The sequence below is a fragment of the Virgibacillus flavescens genome (assembly GCF_050574275.1).
GTDB classification, from domain to species: Bacteria; Bacillota; Bacilli; order Bacillales; family Amphibacillaceae; genus Virgibacillus_F; species Virgibacillus_F flavescens.
In genome coordinates, this window is the sequence record NZ_CP192260.1 from 1,196,519 (window position 1) to 1,212,560 (window position 16,042).

At 40.0% G+C, this 16,042-nt stretch carries 17 protein-coding genes; 16 read left to right on the top strand and 1 reads right to left on the bottom strand.

What is annotated here, in order from left to right:
* Positions 1-88 precede the first annotated feature (88 nt).
* The 14 genes from atpE to VBD025_RS05910 all read left to right on the top strand — a co-directional run bounded on the left by atpE (position 89) and on the right by VBD025_RS05910 (position 12,844).
* The gene (gene atpE, locus VBD025_RS05845; RefSeq protein WP_430790201.1) at positions 89-295 is read left to right on the top strand and encodes a F0F1 ATP synthase subunit C; all 207 of its coding nucleotides are present in this window, start codon (positions 89-91) and stop codon (positions 293-295) included.
* Between the two features lie 315 nt (positions 296-610).
* Complete coding sequence (gene atpF, locus VBD025_RS05850) at positions 611-1,138, top strand: F0F1 ATP synthase subunit B (protein WP_430790203.1); 528 nt, start codon at positions 611-613, stop codon at positions 1,136-1,138.
* A complete protein-coding gene (locus tag VBD025_RS05855) occupies positions 1,135-1,680 on the top strand; it encodes a F0F1 ATP synthase subunit delta (protein WP_430790205.1) in 546 nt (181 codons plus the stop codon). Before atpF ends, VBD025_RS05855 begins: the two co-directional genes overlap by 4 nt.
* Before the next feature lie 18 nt (positions 1,681-1,698).
* Positions 1,699-3,207 carry a F0F1 ATP synthase subunit alpha gene (atpA, locus tag VBD025_RS05860; protein ID WP_430790207.1) on the top strand — a complete coding sequence of 503 codons (1,509 nt, stop codon included), beginning with the start codon at positions 1,699-1,701 and terminating at the stop codon, positions 3,205-3,207.
* Positions 3,208-3,317: 110 nt separating this feature from the next.
* Positions 3,318-4,178, top strand: a complete 861-nt coding sequence (gene atpG / locus VBD025_RS05865; RefSeq protein ID WP_430790209.1) for an ATP synthase F1 subunit gamma — start codon at positions 3,318-3,320, stop codon at positions 4,176-4,178.
* A 40-nt stretch (positions 4,179-4,218) separates the two neighbouring features.
* On the top strand, positions 4,219-5,625 hold the full coding sequence (atpD, locus tag VBD025_RS05870) for a F0F1 ATP synthase subunit beta (RefSeq protein WP_430790211.1): 1,407 nt from the start codon (positions 4,219-4,221) through the stop codon (positions 5,623-5,625).
* Between the two features lie 118 nt (positions 5,626-5,743).
* Positions 5,744-6,142 carry a F0F1 ATP synthase subunit epsilon gene (locus tag VBD025_RS05875; protein ID WP_430790213.1) on the top strand — a complete coding sequence of 133 codons (399 nt, stop codon included), beginning with the start codon at positions 5,744-5,746 and terminating at the stop codon, positions 6,140-6,142.
* Positions 6,143-6,405: 263 nt separating this feature from the next.
* Entirely contained in the window at positions 6,406-6,636 is a 231-nt protein-coding gene (locus VBD025_RS05880; RefSeq protein WP_430790215.1) for a DUF1146 family protein, read from the top strand.
* A 66-nt stretch (positions 6,637-6,702) separates the two neighbouring features.
* Positions 6,703-7,422, top strand: a complete 720-nt coding sequence (locus tag VBD025_RS05885) for a YwmB family TATA-box binding protein (RefSeq protein ID WP_430790217.1) — start codon at positions 6,703-6,705, stop codon at positions 7,420-7,422.
* A gap of 33 nt (positions 7,423-7,455) precedes the next feature.
* Positions 7,456-8,778 (top strand): UDP-N-acetylglucosamine 1-carboxyvinyltransferase, encoded by a 1,323-nt coding sequence (gene murA, locus VBD025_RS05890; protein WP_430790219.1) that lies wholly within the window; start codon positions 7,456-7,458, stop codon positions 8,776-8,778.
* A gap of 183 nt (positions 8,779-8,961) precedes the next feature.
* Positions 8,962-9,786 (top strand): M55 family metallopeptidase, encoded by an 825-nt coding sequence (locus VBD025_RS05895; RefSeq protein WP_430790221.1) that lies wholly within the window; start codon positions 8,962-8,964, stop codon positions 9,784-9,786.
* 48 nt (positions 9,787-9,834) lie between these two features.
* Entirely contained in the window at positions 9,835-10,755 is a 921-nt protein-coding gene (locus tag VBD025_RS05900) for a S66 peptidase family protein (RefSeq protein ID WP_430790223.1), read from the top strand.
* A gap of 39 nt (positions 10,756-10,794) precedes the next feature.
* Complete coding sequence (locus tag VBD025_RS05905) at positions 10,795-11,910, top strand: dipeptide epimerase (protein WP_430790225.1); 1,116 nt, start codon at positions 10,795-10,797, stop codon at positions 11,908-11,910.
* Positions 11,903-12,844 (top strand): NlpC/P60 family protein, encoded by a 942-nt coding sequence (locus VBD025_RS05910; protein ID WP_430790227.1) that lies wholly within the window; start codon positions 11,903-11,905, stop codon positions 12,842-12,844. The genes VBD025_RS05905 and VBD025_RS05910 overlap by 8 nt, the downstream gene beginning before the upstream one ends.
* A 455-nt stretch (positions 12,845-13,299) precedes the next feature.
* Here VBD025_RS05910 and VBD025_RS05915 read toward each other — a convergent pair whose 3' ends face one another.
* On the bottom strand, positions 13,300-13,449 hold the full coding sequence (locus VBD025_RS05915; RefSeq protein ID WP_430790229.1) for a hypothetical protein: 150 nt from the start codon (positions 13,447-13,449) through the stop codon (positions 13,300-13,302).
* Positions 13,450-13,464: 15 nt separating this feature from the next.
* Here VBD025_RS05915 and spoIID point away from each other — a divergent pair, with 15 nt between their 5' ends.
* Both spoIID and VBD025_RS05925 read left to right on the top strand, forming a co-directional pair.
* Positions 13,465-14,592, top strand: a complete 1,128-nt coding sequence (gene spoIID / locus VBD025_RS05920; RefSeq protein ID WP_430790231.1) for a stage II sporulation protein D — start codon at positions 13,465-13,467, stop codon at positions 14,590-14,592.
* 340 nt (positions 14,593-14,932) lie between these two features.
* Positions 14,933-15,874 carry a peptidoglycan DD-metalloendopeptidase family protein gene (locus VBD025_RS05925; protein ID WP_430790233.1) on the top strand — a complete coding sequence of 314 codons (942 nt, stop codon included), beginning with the start codon at positions 14,933-14,935 and terminating at the stop codon, positions 15,872-15,874.
* The last annotated feature ends 168 nt before the right edge of the window (positions 15,875-16,042 follow it).

Here is a 16,042-nt window from a genome sequence, read left to right on the forward strand (position 1 = left end):
AACACAAATTGTGTATCAACCGGTTTTAGCAGATTGACTGTTGAAACAGGAAAAAAATTAAAAACAAATCTCGAGGAGGATTTTTATTATGACAAGTATAGCAGCTGCAATTGCAGTAGGACTAGCGGCAGTAGGCGCAGGTATTGGTAACGGTTTAATCGTAGGACGCACAGTTGAGGGTATCGCTCGTCAACCAGAACTTAAAAACCAGCTTCAAACAACAATGTTTATCGGTATCGGTTTAGTTGAGGCAATGCCGATCATCGCAGTAGTTATCGCACTAATGGTAATGTAGTAAGAAAAGTGCAAGAGCCCGTTTAGCAACGTACAAACTGGAGCACTTCGCAATGAGATAAAGGAAACGCGGTAAGCTGGAAGCGAACCGATGTTGACTTATCGTAGTGAAGGAGTGTGAAGTTTGCTAGTTGCTGGGCTCTGGAGCTAGACATTAAATAGATACGAAGCGGCGGAGAGTGTTTTCCAATAGAATCTTCGCCATTGTTTTGTAGACTAGATAATTATTTCAGGTTTAGTATTTACCCTTCATAAAAAAAATCAAACATTTTATAAAAAGTATTGCCCACTAAGTAAGGTGAAAGGAGTGAATTCTGTGCAAGCATTCACTGGGTTTTCTACAATAAATGCCGCAATTGGTGGACTACACGTTGGTGATATGTTGGCCCAACTGTTCTTCTTTATCGTATTGCTGGTTTTAGTTAAAAAGTATGCATGGGGCCCTGTAATGGGAATGATGCAAAAACGTGAAGAATACGTAGCAAATGAAATTGAAATTGCTGAACAAAACCGTTCTGAAGCGGAGCGTGCTTCAAAAGAAGCAACCGAACAGCTGCGCCAGACAAAAGAAGAAGCACAAAAAATCATTGAAGATGCAAAACATATCGGTGTGAAACAACAGGAAGAAATCATCGAAACTGCTCGTAAAGAAGCAGATCGCATCAAAGTTTCTGCTCAAGAAGAAATTCAGAATGAAAAAGAAAGAGCCATCCAGGCATTACAGGATAAAGTGGCATCATTATCAGTACTTATTGCCAGCAAAGTAATTGAGAAAGAAATTAATGCTGATGATCAAGAAAGACTGATTAATGAATATATCCAAGAGGTAGGAGAAGAGCGATGAGTGAGGCAGTAGTTGCTAAACGTTACGCAGAGGCTCTTTTTCAACTTGGATCTGAAAAAGCAACACTTGACACGATGGAAGCAGAAGCTGGTGTTGTGAAGGAAGTATTCGCACAAAACACGAACCTTCTTATGTTCTTAACGCATCCAGGTGTTGACAATAATAAGAAGAAACAGTTTATCTCTGATGTTTTTCAAGGATTATCTGCTGATATGCAAAATACAATGAAATTACTTGTAGGACGCAACCGGATTAACCTAATGCCGTTTGTAGCGGATCAATTTATCCGCTTTGCAAATGAAGCAAAAGGAATCTCTGAAGCAACGGTTTATTCTGTTCGTGCATTATCTGAAACAGAAATTCAAAAGCTTGAGCTTACATTCGCTAAACGTTTTCAAAAGAAAGCAATTAAGCTTAAAAATAAAGTTGATCCTTCGATTATTGGCGGTATCAAACTTCGCATGGGAAACTCGATTTACGATGGTTCCATAAGTGGGAAACTGAAACGCATTGAACGGAGTATTGTAACTGCAAACAAATGATGATAGGGGTGAAATGGTATGAGCATCAAAGCTGAAGAAATCAGTACACTGATTAAACAGCAAATCGAAAATTTCGATTCTGATATTGAAGTAAGTGACGTCGGAACCGTTATTGAAATTGGTGACGGTATCGCACGTGCTCACGGTCTTGACGATGTTATGGCTGGAGAGCTGGTTGAATTTTCAAATGGTGTAATGGGACTAGCGCAAAACCTTGAAGAAAGCAATGTTGGTATTGTTATCCTTGGTCCATATACAGAAATTAAAGAGGGCGATGAAGTTCGCCGTACAGGCCGCATCATGCAAGTACCTGTAGGTGAGGAATTACTTGGTCGTGTTGTTAATCCGCTAGGACAACCAATTGATGGAAGAGGTCCAGCTGAAACAACTAAAATGCGTCCTATTGAAGGAGCAGCACCAGGAGTAATGGATCGTAAATCAGTTGATGAACCATTGCAAACTGGAATTAAAGCAATTGACGCTATTGTACCTATCGGACGTGGACAGCGTGAGTTAATCATCGGTGACCGTCAAACTGGTAAAACAACAGTTGCAGTAGATGCAATTATTAACCAAAAAGATCAAGATATGATTTGTATATACGTAGCAATCGGTCAAAAAGAATCAACTGTTCGTGGAACTGTTGAAACATTCCGCCGCTACGGTGCACTAGATTATACAATCGTTGTATCAGCAGGTGCATCTGATCCTGCTCCATTATCATACCTCGCTCCATATACAGGTGTAACAATGGGTGAAGAATTCATGTACAACGGTAAACACGTACTGATCGTGTATGATGATTTATCAAAACAAGCGGTTGCATACCGTGAACTTTCACTATTATTGCGTCGTCCACCAGGTCGTGAAGCATTCCCAGGTGACGTATTCTACTTGCACTCACGTTTACTAGAGCGTGCAGCGAAGCTTAGTGACGCAAAGGGTGGCGGTTCAATGACTGCACTGCCATTTGTTGAAACACAGGCAGGCGATATTTCCGCATATATCCCAACAAACGTAATTTCGATCACTGACGGACAAATCTTCTTACAATCAGATTTATTCTTCTCAGGTGTTCGCCCAGCGATTAACGCCGGGTTATCGGTATCTCGTGTTGGTGGTTCTGCACAAATTAAAGCTATGAAAAAAGTTGCTGGTACACTTCGTCTTGACCTTGCGTCTTACCGTGAACTGGAAGCATTTGCTCAGTTTGGTTCAGACCTTGATAAAGCAACACAGGCGAAATTGAACCGTGGACAACGTACGGTTGAAGTACTAAAGCAAGGGCTGCATAAGCCGCTTGTTGTTGAAAAGCAAGTTATGATCATTTATGCATTAACAAAAGGATTCCTTGATGATATTCCTGTAGAGGATATCACTCGTTTTGAAAGTGAATTCCACTTATGGTTGGACGAAAATGGTAAAGAAGTACTTGCGACTATTCGCGATACAGGTAAATTACCAGAAACAGAAGACTTAAACAACACAGTAGAAGCATTTAAAAAGACATTTTTACCTAGTAACTAAAAGCGTAAACGACTGTAAAAAATATGGATAGTGACTGAAACAATCAGTCACTTCTATAATGATCAGATAGCAATGCAAGCAACCTTTGAATGAAAGGGTGGTGAAAAAGCTTGGCATCACTTAGAGATATTAAAAGTAAAATTGATTCGACCAAAAAGACTAAAAAGATTACGAAAGCCATGCAGATGGTTTCGGCATCTAAACTGAATCGTGCAGAGCAGAATGCAAAATCGTTTGTACCTTATAGTGAGAAAATTTATGAGGTAGTTTCGAACATTGCACAAAATAACTCAAGTGCAAATCATCCGATGCTTGAATCTCGCGATGTGAAAAAGACAGGATATCTTGTCATCACGTCTGATCGTGGTTTAGCAGGTGGCTATAACAGCAGTGTTTTACGCTCACTTTCTCAAACCATAGCAGCTAATCATCAATCAAAAGATGAATATACAATTATTGTTGTCGGTCGAGTTGGCTATGAATTTTGTAAAAAACGCAATATGCCAGTTGCAAAGCATATTATCGGTATCGCTGACCAGCCTGACTTTGCGGAAATTAAGGAATTAGCTTATGAAACCGTACAAATGTATATAAATGAAGACATTGATGAACTTCATATTTTCTACAATCACTTTGTTAGTGTAATTTCGCAGCAGGTTACAGCGAAAAAAGCACTTCCACTTACAACTGTTGAAAGTGGAAGCAGCAGTGTGAGCCAGTATGAATATGAGCCAGATCAAGAGAAAATTTTAGAAGTTCTCCTGCCGCAATATGCAGAGAGTTTAATATATGGTGCGTTACTTGATGGAAAAGCAAGTGAACATGCTGCCAGAATGACTGCAATGCGCAGTGCATCTGATAATGCAGATGATATCGTTGCAGATCTTTCATTGTCGTATAACCGTGCACGTCAAGCGGCTATTACGCAGGAAATCACTGAAATAATTGGTGGAGCAGCTGCGCTAGAATAGTACGTTGACCAAATGGATAAGTTAGCAAGGAGGGAAATTGATGAGTACAGGACGTATTACACAAGTTATGGGACCGGTAATCGATGTTAAATTCGAAGAGGGTAAACTCCCGGAAATTCATAATGCTGTAACTGTAACAATTAATGCTGATACAGCTGATAGCATTTTACTTACATTAGAAGTTGCGCTACACCTAGGTGACAACTCTGTTCGTACAATAGCAATGCAATCAACTGACGGTGTTAAGCGTGGGATGGAAGCAGTAGATTTAGGTAGACCAATTACAGTACCGGTTGGAGAAGCAACACTTGGCCGTGTATTTAACGTTTTAGGTGACAACATCGATCTTGATGAGCCAATGGATGCGGGTATGCGTCGCGACCCAATTCACCGCGAGTCTCCTAAGTTTGAAAACTTAGCAACACAAACAGAAATTCTTGAAACTGGTATTAAAGTAGTTGACCTGTTAGCACCTTATATCAAAGGTGGTAAAATCGGTTTGTTTGGTGGAGCTGGTGTAGGTAAAACTGTTTTAATCCAGGAATTAATCAACAACATCGCACAAGAACATGGTGGTATTTCCGTGTTTGCTGGTGTTGGTGAGCGTACACGTGAAGGTAATGACCTTTACTTTGAAATGAGCGATTCAGGTGTTATCAAGAAAACAGCTATGGTATTCGGTCAGATGAACGAGCCACCTGGTGCACGTATGCGTGTAGCATTAACTGGTTTGACAATGGCAGAGTATTTCCGTGATGAACAAGGACAGGACGTATTGTTCTTCGTTGATAATATTTTCCGATTTACACAAGCAGGTTCTGAGGTATCAGCACTACTTGGACGTATGCCATCAGCCGTTGGTTATCAGCCAACACTAGCAACAGAGATGGGACAACTGCAAGAGCGTATTACGTCAACAGATAAAGGTTCAGTAACATCCATTCAGGCTATTTATGTACCTGCCGATGACTATACTGACCCGGCACCTGCGACAGTATTCGCGCATTTAGACGCAACAACAAACTTAGATCGTAAATTATCTGAGCAAGGTATTTATCCAGCGGTAGATCCGTTAGCATCAACATCTCGCGCGCTAGACCCTGAGGTAGTTGGAAATGAACACTATCAGGTTGCAACTGAGGTTCAGGAAACGCTGCAGAAGTACAAAGAATTACAGGATATCATTGCAATTCTAGGTATGGATGAGCTTTCTGATGAAGATAAATTAACTGTATCACGTGCACGTCGTATTCAGTTCTTCCTTTCTCAAAACTTCCACGTAGCAGAACAGTTTACAGGACAAAAAGGTTCTTATGTTCCGCTTCAGGAAACAGTTAGAGGCTTCAGAGAAATTCTTGATGGTAAATACGATGATCTTCCAGAGGATTCATTCCGTTTGGTTGGCCGCATTGAAGATGTAGTTGAAAAAGCAAAAGAAATGGCATAATATGACGCGTTGATACACATGCAGATGGGAACAAGGAACACTCCAAGCCCAGTTGGTGAAGTTTTAGTTACTATCGAACTTTGCCCTGCATGGTTATCAGTCACTAGGAGGGGTTACATTGAAAACACTAACTGTGAGTGTTGTTACTCCTGATGGTCCAGTAATGGAAGATAGTTTTGAAATGGTAAGCTGTAAAGCAGAGTATGGGGAGCTTGGTATTCTTCCAGGACACATCCCATTAGTCGCTCCATTAACGATAAGCGCGATTAGATTAAAGCGTGGTAACGATGTGGAACGTATTGCTGTCAGTGGTGGATTTTTAGAAGTACGCCCAGATAAGGTTACAATTTTAGCCCAATCTGCGGAACAAACTTCTGAGATCAGTGTAGAGCGTGCACAACAAGCGAAAACTCGTGCTGAACAACGCCTGCAGCAATCCAAACAAGACTCTATCGACTTCCAACGGGCAGAATTAGCACTCAAACGAGCGATGAACCGATTAGATATTGCACGTTAATTAGAAAAGCCTCTCATATACGTGTATGAGAGGCTTTTTATTTTTGCAAATATAATTCCACAATAATGACACACTACTAATGATAATTATCTATCAATCATTATCCACGACATATATTGCCCGGGAAATATCGACATTCATTCCCCGAATTTCACCATTATACAACCGTTATGGATTCATTTGTTGACATATTCATTCATTAGTGGCAATGTAGCAATGGGAAAAGGTATGTACGGTATTTTAATTTAGTTAGGAGCGTTACGATGGTTTCAATTGGACAAATGGCAATAATAAGTATGATTTCACATTTATTTTTCATAGCTATTACCTGGCATGTTATGCAGACAGTTAACTTCGATCCGCTTATTCGTAAAGGTCGACTGGTAGAAGCAAGAATATTGATCATGTTTATTGCGATTGTAATAGGCACTGGTGTCAGCAGGTTCTTTCTGGATATCCTGGCATGGTCACAAAACCTCTCCTTCATTTTTTAATCAGACAGTATGATTTTTAACCCCCTTGTTAATACTAGAAACATAGATTAATAAGGGGGATTTATAATGAAGAAAGCAGTACTTATTTTATTAGTTTGCTTTGGGATTACTAATCATGTTTCAGCAAATAATACGGTAACTAAGCAAGATGAGATGACACAATTAGCAAGCCTTACAATGGATTCTGAGCTTACCGTGGATGACTGGCAAGTAACCATTAAAGAAAATATGGATAAAGATAAGTTAATGAAATATATAAAAGAAATGAAAAATAGTTATTTAGACTCTTATTCTGAAGATGAAAATACTATAAAATATTCTTTTAGAGACGTACAAAAAAACTCAGGAATTGTCGAAAGGTATAACATAATTATTCCAAAAAATAGTAATTTTAAACCTGAACTAATTGCAGTTATTACAGGTCAAAACTGGGATAAAGACATAGAAAATACGTATCTGAGAATACAAAAAAGAATTATTCGACACTATTTTACAGAGAATGCTGTGAAATTCACTTGTCTGACGACTGCAAGTAGTGGTACAATTAGTAATGTTTATCTGATAGATGTGTTGAAGGAACGATTGGACCTGCAGTTTATTACGACACAAACTGACAACGTAGAAAAATCCTTGAATAAAAAAATGATATACGGGTATACAAACCTATGGACGCAAAAATTCAACATTTTAGGAAATCCCGTGAATGTAAATATTGTAATTACGAATACTACTAATAAAGAGTCGAAAGTCACGATAGGAACACCTATCCTAATTACTGAATATTAATATAGGGAAATTGGAACATAAGGAGATTGGATTATGGAAAAAATCATCGTACGCGGTGGAAACCAGTTAAATGGTACTGTGAAGGTAGAAGGCGCTAAAAACGCTGTCCTTCCTATTATCGCCGCAAGTATTTTAGCAAGTAAAGGAAAGAGCGTTATCACAGATGTTCCAACGCTCGCAGATGTATATACTATAAATGAAGTTATACGAAATATGAATGCAGATGTGCACTTTGAGAATAATACTGTAACAGTAGATGCTACACAACAACTTAAAACGGAAGCTCCGTTTGAATTTGTACGTAAAATGCGTGCTTCTGTATTGGTTCTTGGACCACTGCTTGCTCGTTATGGTCATGCTAAAGTTGCAATGCCAGGTGGATGTGCAATCGGTTCACGCCCTATTGATTTGCATCTAAAAGGGTTCGAAGCTATGGGTGCTGACGTACACGTTGGAAACGGTTTTGTTGAAGCACGTGTGGATGGTCGCTTAAAAGGTGCCAAAATATATCTGGATGTTCCGAGTGTTGGAGCAACAGAAAATATTATCATGGCAGCAGCACTGGCTGATGGAAAAACAATTCTTGAAAACTGTGCGAAAGAACCTGAAATCGTTGATCTTGCGAATTATTTAAATAAAATGGGTGCACGAATCGTTGGAGCAGGAACAGAAACTATCCGTATCGAAGGTGTTGAACACCTTTATGGTACGGAACACCCAATTATTCCAGATCGTGTAGAAGCTGGTTCGTTTATGGTTGCAGCAGCAGTTGCAGGTGGAAATGTCTTAATCGAGAATGCTGTAAGCGAACATTTACGTTCGGTAATTTCAAAGCTTGAAGAAATGAATGTAATTGTACAAGAAGAGGAAAATGGAATCCGTGTTATTGCACCGGATAACTTGAAAGCTGTAGACATCAAAACATTACCGCACCCAGGTTTTCCAACCGACATGCAGTCACAAATGATGGCACTTATGCTATGCGCAGAAGGTACAAGTGTTATTACAGAGACGGTTTTTGAAAATCGTTTTATGCATGTGGAAGAATTCCGTCGTATGAACGCGAAAATGCGCATTGAAGGTCGTAGTGTGATTATTGAAGGATTTAGTGAACTGCAAGGTGCTGAAGTTGCAGCAACAGACCTTCGTGCAGCAGCAGCGTTAATAATTGCTGGACTGAAGGCAGAAGGCTTTACGCGCGTTACAGAACTAAAACATCTTGATCGTGGCTATGTTGATTTTGCTGGTAAACTGGCAGCACTTGGCGCTGACATTGAACGTGTCGACGAAAATGGTGATGTTGTAGATGCTTTTCAACAGCAAACTGCGAATCAAGGTTCAATGGTTGCGAAATAATTGTAAATAACTATTAAATTTAATTTGGACAGGTGAGGCTATTATATGCTTCATCTGTTTTTTTGTTAATCTTTTTCGTCTAGTACTTCCATCATTGCCAAAATTGTGTAGATTTATTCATAGAAAAATATCTATTTTTGATATAGTCTAAATATATCAACTAAAATTACAGGAGGTCTACCAATGAAATTATATGTATCTGTAGATATGGAAGGAATTACTGGATTGCCTGATGTTACCTATGTTGATTCAGAACACCCTAATTATACAATTGGCCGAAAATTGATGACAGACGAAACAAACACTGTCATTGATGCAGGGTATAAATTCGGATGCTCCGAAATAGTTATTAATGACAGCCATTCCAAAATGAATAACCTGCTGATCGACCAGCTTCATCCAGATGCACAGGTGATAATGGGCAATGTTAAGCCATTTTCAATGGTGCAGAGTTTAGATCCTACATACGCAGGCGCGATGTTTGTCGGCTACCACGCCAGAGCTAGTCAGTTTGGTGTTATGTCGCACTCCATGATTCACGCTGTTCGGAATTTTTATATCAACGACAAACCAATTGGGGAGCTGGGGTTTAACGCCTATGTCGCTGGACACTTTGGTGTTCCCGTTCTTTTCGTAGCTGGCGATGATCAAGCAGCATTGGAAGCTGAAGAATTAATACCGAACGTTACAACTGCTGCAGTTAAACAGTCAATCTCACGCTCTTCCGTCAAAAGCCTTACACCAAAAAAAGCAGGTGAACTGCTGACAGAAAAAGTAACGCAAGCGCTTGATAACAGACATAATGTGAAACCTTTAACCCCGCCAAGTGAGCCAACATTAAAAATTGAATTTGCTAACTATGGGCAGGCAGAGTGGGCAAATTTAATGCCAGGAACAGAAATTGTACCTGGTACCACGAAAGTGAAATTTGAGGCGAAAGATATTTTGGAAGCATATCAGGCGATGCTTGTCATGACTGAACTTGCCATGCAAACATCTTTTTCCTAAAAAGAATAAACAGGTCAAACTAGTAGCCAATTAAAGGAGGGTGATAGTGTGATACGACCAAACCGTCTCAAACAAGGTGATACCATTGGGGTAATTGCCCCTGCTGGCCCGCCAAATCTGACTAATTTAAAGCAAGCGATTCCTGTTTTTGAAAAAATGGGACTGCATGTCAAGCTCGGTAAAAATATTGATAAGATTCATGGATATTTAGCTGGGACGGATGAAGAACGCTTGAGTGATCTTCACGATATGTTTGCCGATTCCACCATTAAAGCAATAATTTTCGCATGTGGTGGTTACGGTACAGGAAGAATTGCTCCTTATATAGACTACGAGTTAGTTAGAAATAATCCCAAAATAGTCTGGGGATACAGCGATATTACTTTTTTACATACTGCCATTCACCAGGCGTCCGGTCTTGTGACATTCCATGGACCGATGCTAGCTTCTGATGTTGGTAAAGATTCCTTTCACGAGCTTTCGTTAAAACAATTTGTTCAGCTGTTTCAACCGATAAGTCTTATCTATTCACAGATTGCATCAGAACTGACGGTTATCAATGATGGAAATGCTGAAGGACCAATTGTCGGCGGTAACCTGTCTTTACTGACTAGTGCTGTAGGGACACCGTATGAAATTGATACAAAAGGAAAACTGCTGCTGGTTGAAGATGTTGCAGAGCAGCCATACAGGGTAGACAGCATGTTAAACCAGCTGAAACTGGCTGGGAAATTAGATGATGCTGCTGGGATACTTGTAGGAGATTTCGCGCATGATGCGAAAGCAGCGGAAGAATCATCGCTCTCGATGCAGCAGGTTTTTCACGATTATTTCAGCGACCTCCCTATTCCAGTAATGTCTGGATTTAAAATCGGTCATTGCCAGCCACATCTGGCGATACCTTTAGGCGCAAAAGCAACAATGTCAACGCATGGTAAACTAGTGAAAATTGACCCAGGAGTAGAGTAGAGCGTGTAAGCAACTTTTAAAAAGGAAGCAGGCGAAAAAATGCACATAGAAAAAATTGAAACAATTCATGTTGCTGTACCATTACATACACCATTTAAAACAGCGCTCAGAACAGTAACGGTAGCAGAATCTGTAGTTGTGAAGATTACGTGCGACAACGGTATTACAGGGTATGGAGAGGCACCACCAACGCATGTTATTACAGGTGATAGCCTTGAGAGTATTGATTTTGCTGTTACAAAAGTAATAACTCCACAATTAATTGGCCAATCACTGCTGTTCAGCGAGCGGATTTTTGAGAAGATACATAACGTACTGGTTGGTAACACCAGTGCTAAAGCTGCTGTTGATATAGCAGTATATGATTGTCTCGCCCAGCAGGCAGATCTTCCATTGTCTCAGTTTCTCGGTGGCTACCATGAAGAAATTGAAACGGACTATACCGTTAGTGTCAACAGTACAACAGAAATGGCAGCCGATGCAGTAAAATACTGTCAGAACGGTTTTTCGGTCTTAAAGGTTAAGGTAGGCAAGGACAAGATTGCAACTGACATCAAACGAATCCAGGCTATCCGTGAAAAAGCGGGGGACGATGTGCTGATTCGTCTGGATGCGAATCAGGGCTGGAAACCAAAAGAAGCTGTGCGGGCAATTAATGAAATGGAAAAGTTGGGTTTGGCGGTTGAATTAGTCGAGCAGCCTGTGAAAGCGCATGATATGGAAGGATTGAAATATGTAACGGATCATACAGATACGATGATTATGGCCGATGAAAGTGTATTTTCACCACGAGATGCTGCACGTGTTCTGCAAACGCGAAGTGCTGACTTAATTAATATTAAATTAATGAAAGCTGGTGGCATTCATGAGGCGATGAAAATTGCTAAGCTAGCGGCTATTTACGGGGTGGAATGCATGGTTGGCAGCATGATAGAAACAAAGATAGGTATAACTGCTGCTGCTAATTTTGCCGCAAGTCAGCCAAACATTACCCGCTTTGACTTTGACGCACCGCTAATGCTGGTCGGTGATGTGATCGAAGAAGGCGGTATAAGCTATGAAGGAAAAAAGATTCATTTAAATAAGCAGGCAGGACTCGGAATTAACAAACTATCCGAAGAATTTTTCAGCAAAGGGGACACAGCAAATGTCTAATCAAACGTTTGATAAAGATTCAATTTGGGTTACAGCGGTGCAGGTTGCAACGGTTTGGACCTCCAAACAATCTGCCCGCAGACTTGATGAACCAGGCTTATCCAATCCAACTGATATGGAGCATTGGGTAACAAAATTAACGAAAGAGCAAAAAACTGCTTTATGTAATGAAAACCGTGTACAGTCACAGCTTTTATATGGTGAAGCAGTTGAAGTTACCGAAATCTATGGCGACTGGGCACATGTGGTAATCCCGACTCAACCGTCGAAAAAAGATTCGCGCGGCTATCCGGGCTGGGTGCCATTAGATCAGCTTCAAAAAGTAGAGAAGCAGATTTGGGACCGTTCGACCACCGCTGTAATTCGTACAAAGAATGCATGGCTGGAATCGGATAAAGGCGAAAAACAACTTAAATTAAGCTATATGACGAGCTTACCTGTAATTAATGAGCATCCGAGGAAAGTGGAAGTTGCTACACCACATGGTAACTTGTATCTGCCAAACGAAGCGGTACAGCTGTATAATACGCAGGAAGGGTTAGAAAAGAAGAGTGGTGCTGCGATTGTTAGCGAAGCAGAGCAATTTGTCGATCTCGACTACTTCTGGGGAGGAATGAGCTCCTTTGGGTATGATTGTTCCGGATTTGCTTATGCGACCCATAAAGCATGCGGCTATCAGATTCCGCGTGATGCCTCTGATCAGGCAGAAGCGGGCATACCTGTTGAAGTGAGTAATCTTTTACCAGGTGACTTGTTATTCTTTGCATATGAAGAAGGAAAAGGAAAATTGCATCATGTTGGGATTTATTATGGAGACGGAAGAATGATTCATTCCCGTACGAACGGCAAGGCAGTAGAAATTATTGAATTAGAAGGTACTGTTTATGAGAAGGAACTGTGTGCGATTACGCGATATTGGGAGAATGCACGTTAAATACCATGGTAAAGGATGACATTTTGTCGTCCTTTTTTTATTGCTGTCACGATGATTTTCATTGTTGTATGTTTGTAAGCTTTTTTTCGGTAGTTGAGTATTCAATTAGGGATCGAGTTGGATATTGATAAAATTCGTCTCGGGATCGATATTTTTTTTAAAGACATAGATAAATTTTTTTTCGAGCGTGATAAGTTGAATCTCCCCATTGATAAATGAAAAGCGTAATCGATATGCTATGTAATGCTATCGATAAAAAAGCACTAGGTAAAAAGAGGAATCCAAAAATATTTTTGGTAAATTTTAGGATAAAGTACCAGGTACCGATTATTGGCCACTGAAAAAGTGGTGGATTGCACAATTCTATCCTTCCACCATTACTTAGCATCTTCGAATATTCGAAGTTGCTGATGGTAGATCCACTTATTTCGTACTACATGTAACTTTTTAAGTAGCTACGACAGATTTTCATTCGTTTTTTTCTTCCCTTTTATAATTTCTTGTTCTATTGTTTTCGGAAAATGTATACGATTAATAGTAGATATACTAGAAGGAGATTGCTTATATAAACCAGCTTTTCTTCCAGTCATCATCACAATTATCACTAAAGGAGGCAATCCATGTACAAATCGTCAAAAAAAAGGAGAACCAATACCTATGCTTATATCAAGCGGAAGCGAGAGCTTAAATATAAGCAAAAATTTAATCATTCGCAGCAGATAAAAGGTACTGGTGCATTGCCTTTTTTTAAAAGTCCGAGTTTCCTGATCATTGGAAGTTTAATTATGATCATATTAATTATGCCAACTTTGATTGTAGTCCCCTTTATTCATTCGGATGACCAGCAAACAGTTACAGATAGTTTGAATCAGGAGACTCCTGAATTGGAGGTAGGTGAATCGCCTTTTTCAGTTGCTGTCATGCGCGCCAGTTCTGAAGAGGTAGAGAACGTACCATTGGAAAAATATGTAGTGGGTGTTGTCGCGTCTGAAATGTCTGCAGAATTTGAGATGGAGGCGCTTAAAGCACAAACACTTGCTGCACGAACTTATATTGTTTCACGCATGCTGCACGAGCCTGTATCGAACGAATCAACTGTTACCGATACGGTTGCACATCAGGTATATAAGGATGAACAGGATCTCCGCAGACTGTGGGGCACAGACTATGATAAAAAAATGAACAGGATTGTTAAAGCAGTTGAATCAACGCAGGGAGAAATTCTTACCTTTAATGGGCAGCCAATTGATGCCTCTTTTTTCTCGACAAGTAACGGCTATACCGAAAACTCCGAAGAATACTGGGAAAACGAAATCCCGTATTTACGCAGTGTTAAAAGTCCATGGGATAAAGAATCGCCTAAATATTTAGATCAAAAAACCATTCCGGTTACGGAAGTGGAAGAAAAACTGGCGATTACCCTTCCTGATGAAAAAACTTTATCGGTAGAAGTATCACATACTGCAGGCAAACGTATCGATCAGATTAAAATCGCTGGAAAAACGTTTTCAGGCAGAGATGTCCGGGAAAAGTTAGAACTCAGATCGAGCGATTTTACGATAGAAAAGAAAAAGGATTACTTGATTTTCACCACAAAAGGCTACGGCCACGGGGTGGGCATGAGTCAATATGGTGCCAACGGAATGGCGAAGGAAGGAAAAAGCTATAAGGATATCGTGACTTACTACTATAAAGGGATCGATATAAGCAATGTCACAGAGACAGCACCAACACTTGTTTCAAGATAATGTGAGTACACGGCCGCGCGTGATAAAATTTTTCTCAAGACCGATAATTTTAATTACGCGTCGGATATTTTTTCAAAAAGGATTGATTAATGAATTCTCAAACGGGATAATATAATTTTCAAGATGGATATGCTGTGCTTCAGCATCGATATTATAAGGAGAAGGGATTTCTGCCTGGCGCAGATCCCTTCTCCTTTCTTATTGCATAAGTGCAACTAAGGTGTTTAGCCAAGTTTTCTAATATATAACAAACCTATAATCTAGTAAATTATAAAAAAATTTTCCTGACATGTATATATTTCCTTTTTTCTGATCAGAATGGTTGTTGAGGTGATGTTATATGAAAGAGGAAAAAAATATCGGTTCAAAAAAATGGAGCCGAATCTTTCGTAAGAAATGGTTTTTCCCAGCAGTTTATTTAACAGTTGCTGCACTACTCTTAACGTTTGTTGTGTGGTATCAGAATCTGGAAAACCAAATTCCTGACACACAGGAAAGCCAGGAAACAGCTGATACAGCGACAGACCCATTCGATGAGGATGCGCAGCCTGTTATGGAACAGCAGGAAGTAGTTAAAATGCCTGTGAGTGACCAAGATCAAGCAGAAATCGTAACTAAATTCTATGACTACGACGCAGATCAAAAAACGAAAGAAAGCGCGCTTGTTCTTTATAACGACAGGTACTACCAGAGTTCAGGAATCGACATCGCGGCAAGCGGTGAAACATTTGATGTAACTGCAGCATTAAGCGGGACAGTTAAAGAAGTGAAGGAAGATCCACTGCTTGGTAATGTTGTCACATTATCACATGAGGATAGTGTACTGACGTACTATGCTAGTCTTGGAGAAGTTAAAGTAAAAGTTGGCGAAGACGTTAAGCAAGGCGATGCGGTTGGAACAGCTGGACAGAATCTATTTGGAAAAGAAGATGGCGTACACGTTCACTTTGAAATCCGAAAAGATGGTAAACCAGTTAATCCGGAAGATTACTTTAACGAACCAGTTTCAAAGATTCAAGTAGAAGAAAAAGCTGAAGGCGATGATAAAGTTTCAGAAGGTGACTCTGGTGAACAATCTATTGCACCTGAAGAAGACACTACTGGAACAGAGGAAGATGTTACTGGAACTGAAGACGACGCTATGGGAACAGAAGAGAATCCTACTGGGACGGAAGAAGATTCTAACGGAACAGAAGACGATCCGTTAAACCAGGAAGAAGAGATGAATCCAGACGACTCAACAACTGAAGAAGATGGTTCATCGAACAATGGAGCGGAGTAATCCACATCCCAGGCAAGTGCTTAGAAGTTAGAATAGAAAATAGCCTTTTGTAAAAAAAGGGCTATTTTTTTCTCTGTTTATTTTGCGGAATTTGTCGGACGAATGAGGCATTGCGGCTGTCTGAATTGTGTTACTATTATATCATGATTGTAAGAAAAGATTTTGATA

Coding starts and splice junctions, on each gene's coding strand:
- atpE (WP_430790201.1), top strand. CDS start 89: ATGACAAGTATAGCAGCTGCAATTGCAGTAGGACTAGCGGCAGTAGGC.
- VBD025_RS05855 (WP_430790205.1), top strand. CDS start 1,135: ATGAGTGAGGCAGTAGTTGCTAAACGTTACGCAGAGGCTCTTTTTCAA.
- atpA (WP_430790207.1), top strand. CDS start 1,699: ATGAGCATCAAAGCTGAAGAAATCAGTACACTGATTAAACAGCAAATC.
- atpD (WP_430790211.1), top strand. CDS start 4,219: ATGAGTACAGGACGTATTACACAAGTTATGGGACCGGTAATCGATGTT.
- VBD025_RS05880 (WP_430790215.1), top strand. CDS start 6,406: ATGGTTTCAATTGGACAAATGGCAATAATAAGTATGATTTCACATTTA.
- VBD025_RS05885 (WP_430790217.1), top strand. CDS start 6,703: ATGAAGAAAGCAGTACTTATTTTATTAGTTTGCTTTGGGATTACTAAT.
- murA (WP_430790219.1), top strand. CDS start 7,456: ATGGAAAAAATCATCGTACGCGGTGGAAACCAGTTAAATGGTACTGTG.
- VBD025_RS05895 (WP_430790221.1), top strand. CDS start 8,962: ATGAAATTATATGTATCTGTAGATATGGAAGGAATTACTGGATTGCCT.
- VBD025_RS05905 (WP_430790225.1), top strand. CDS start 10,795: ATGCACATAGAAAAAATTGAAACAATTCATGTTGCTGTACCATTACAT.
- VBD025_RS05910 (WP_430790227.1), top strand. CDS start 11,903: ATGTCTAATCAAACGTTTGATAAAGATTCAATTTGGGTTACAGCGGTG.
- spoIID (WP_430790231.1), top strand. CDS start 13,465: ATGTACAAATCGTCAAAAAAAAGGAGAACCAATACCTATGCTTATATC.
- VBD025_RS05925 (WP_430790233.1), top strand. CDS start 14,933: ATGAAAGAGGAAAAAAATATCGGTTCAAAAAAATGGAGCCGAATCTTT.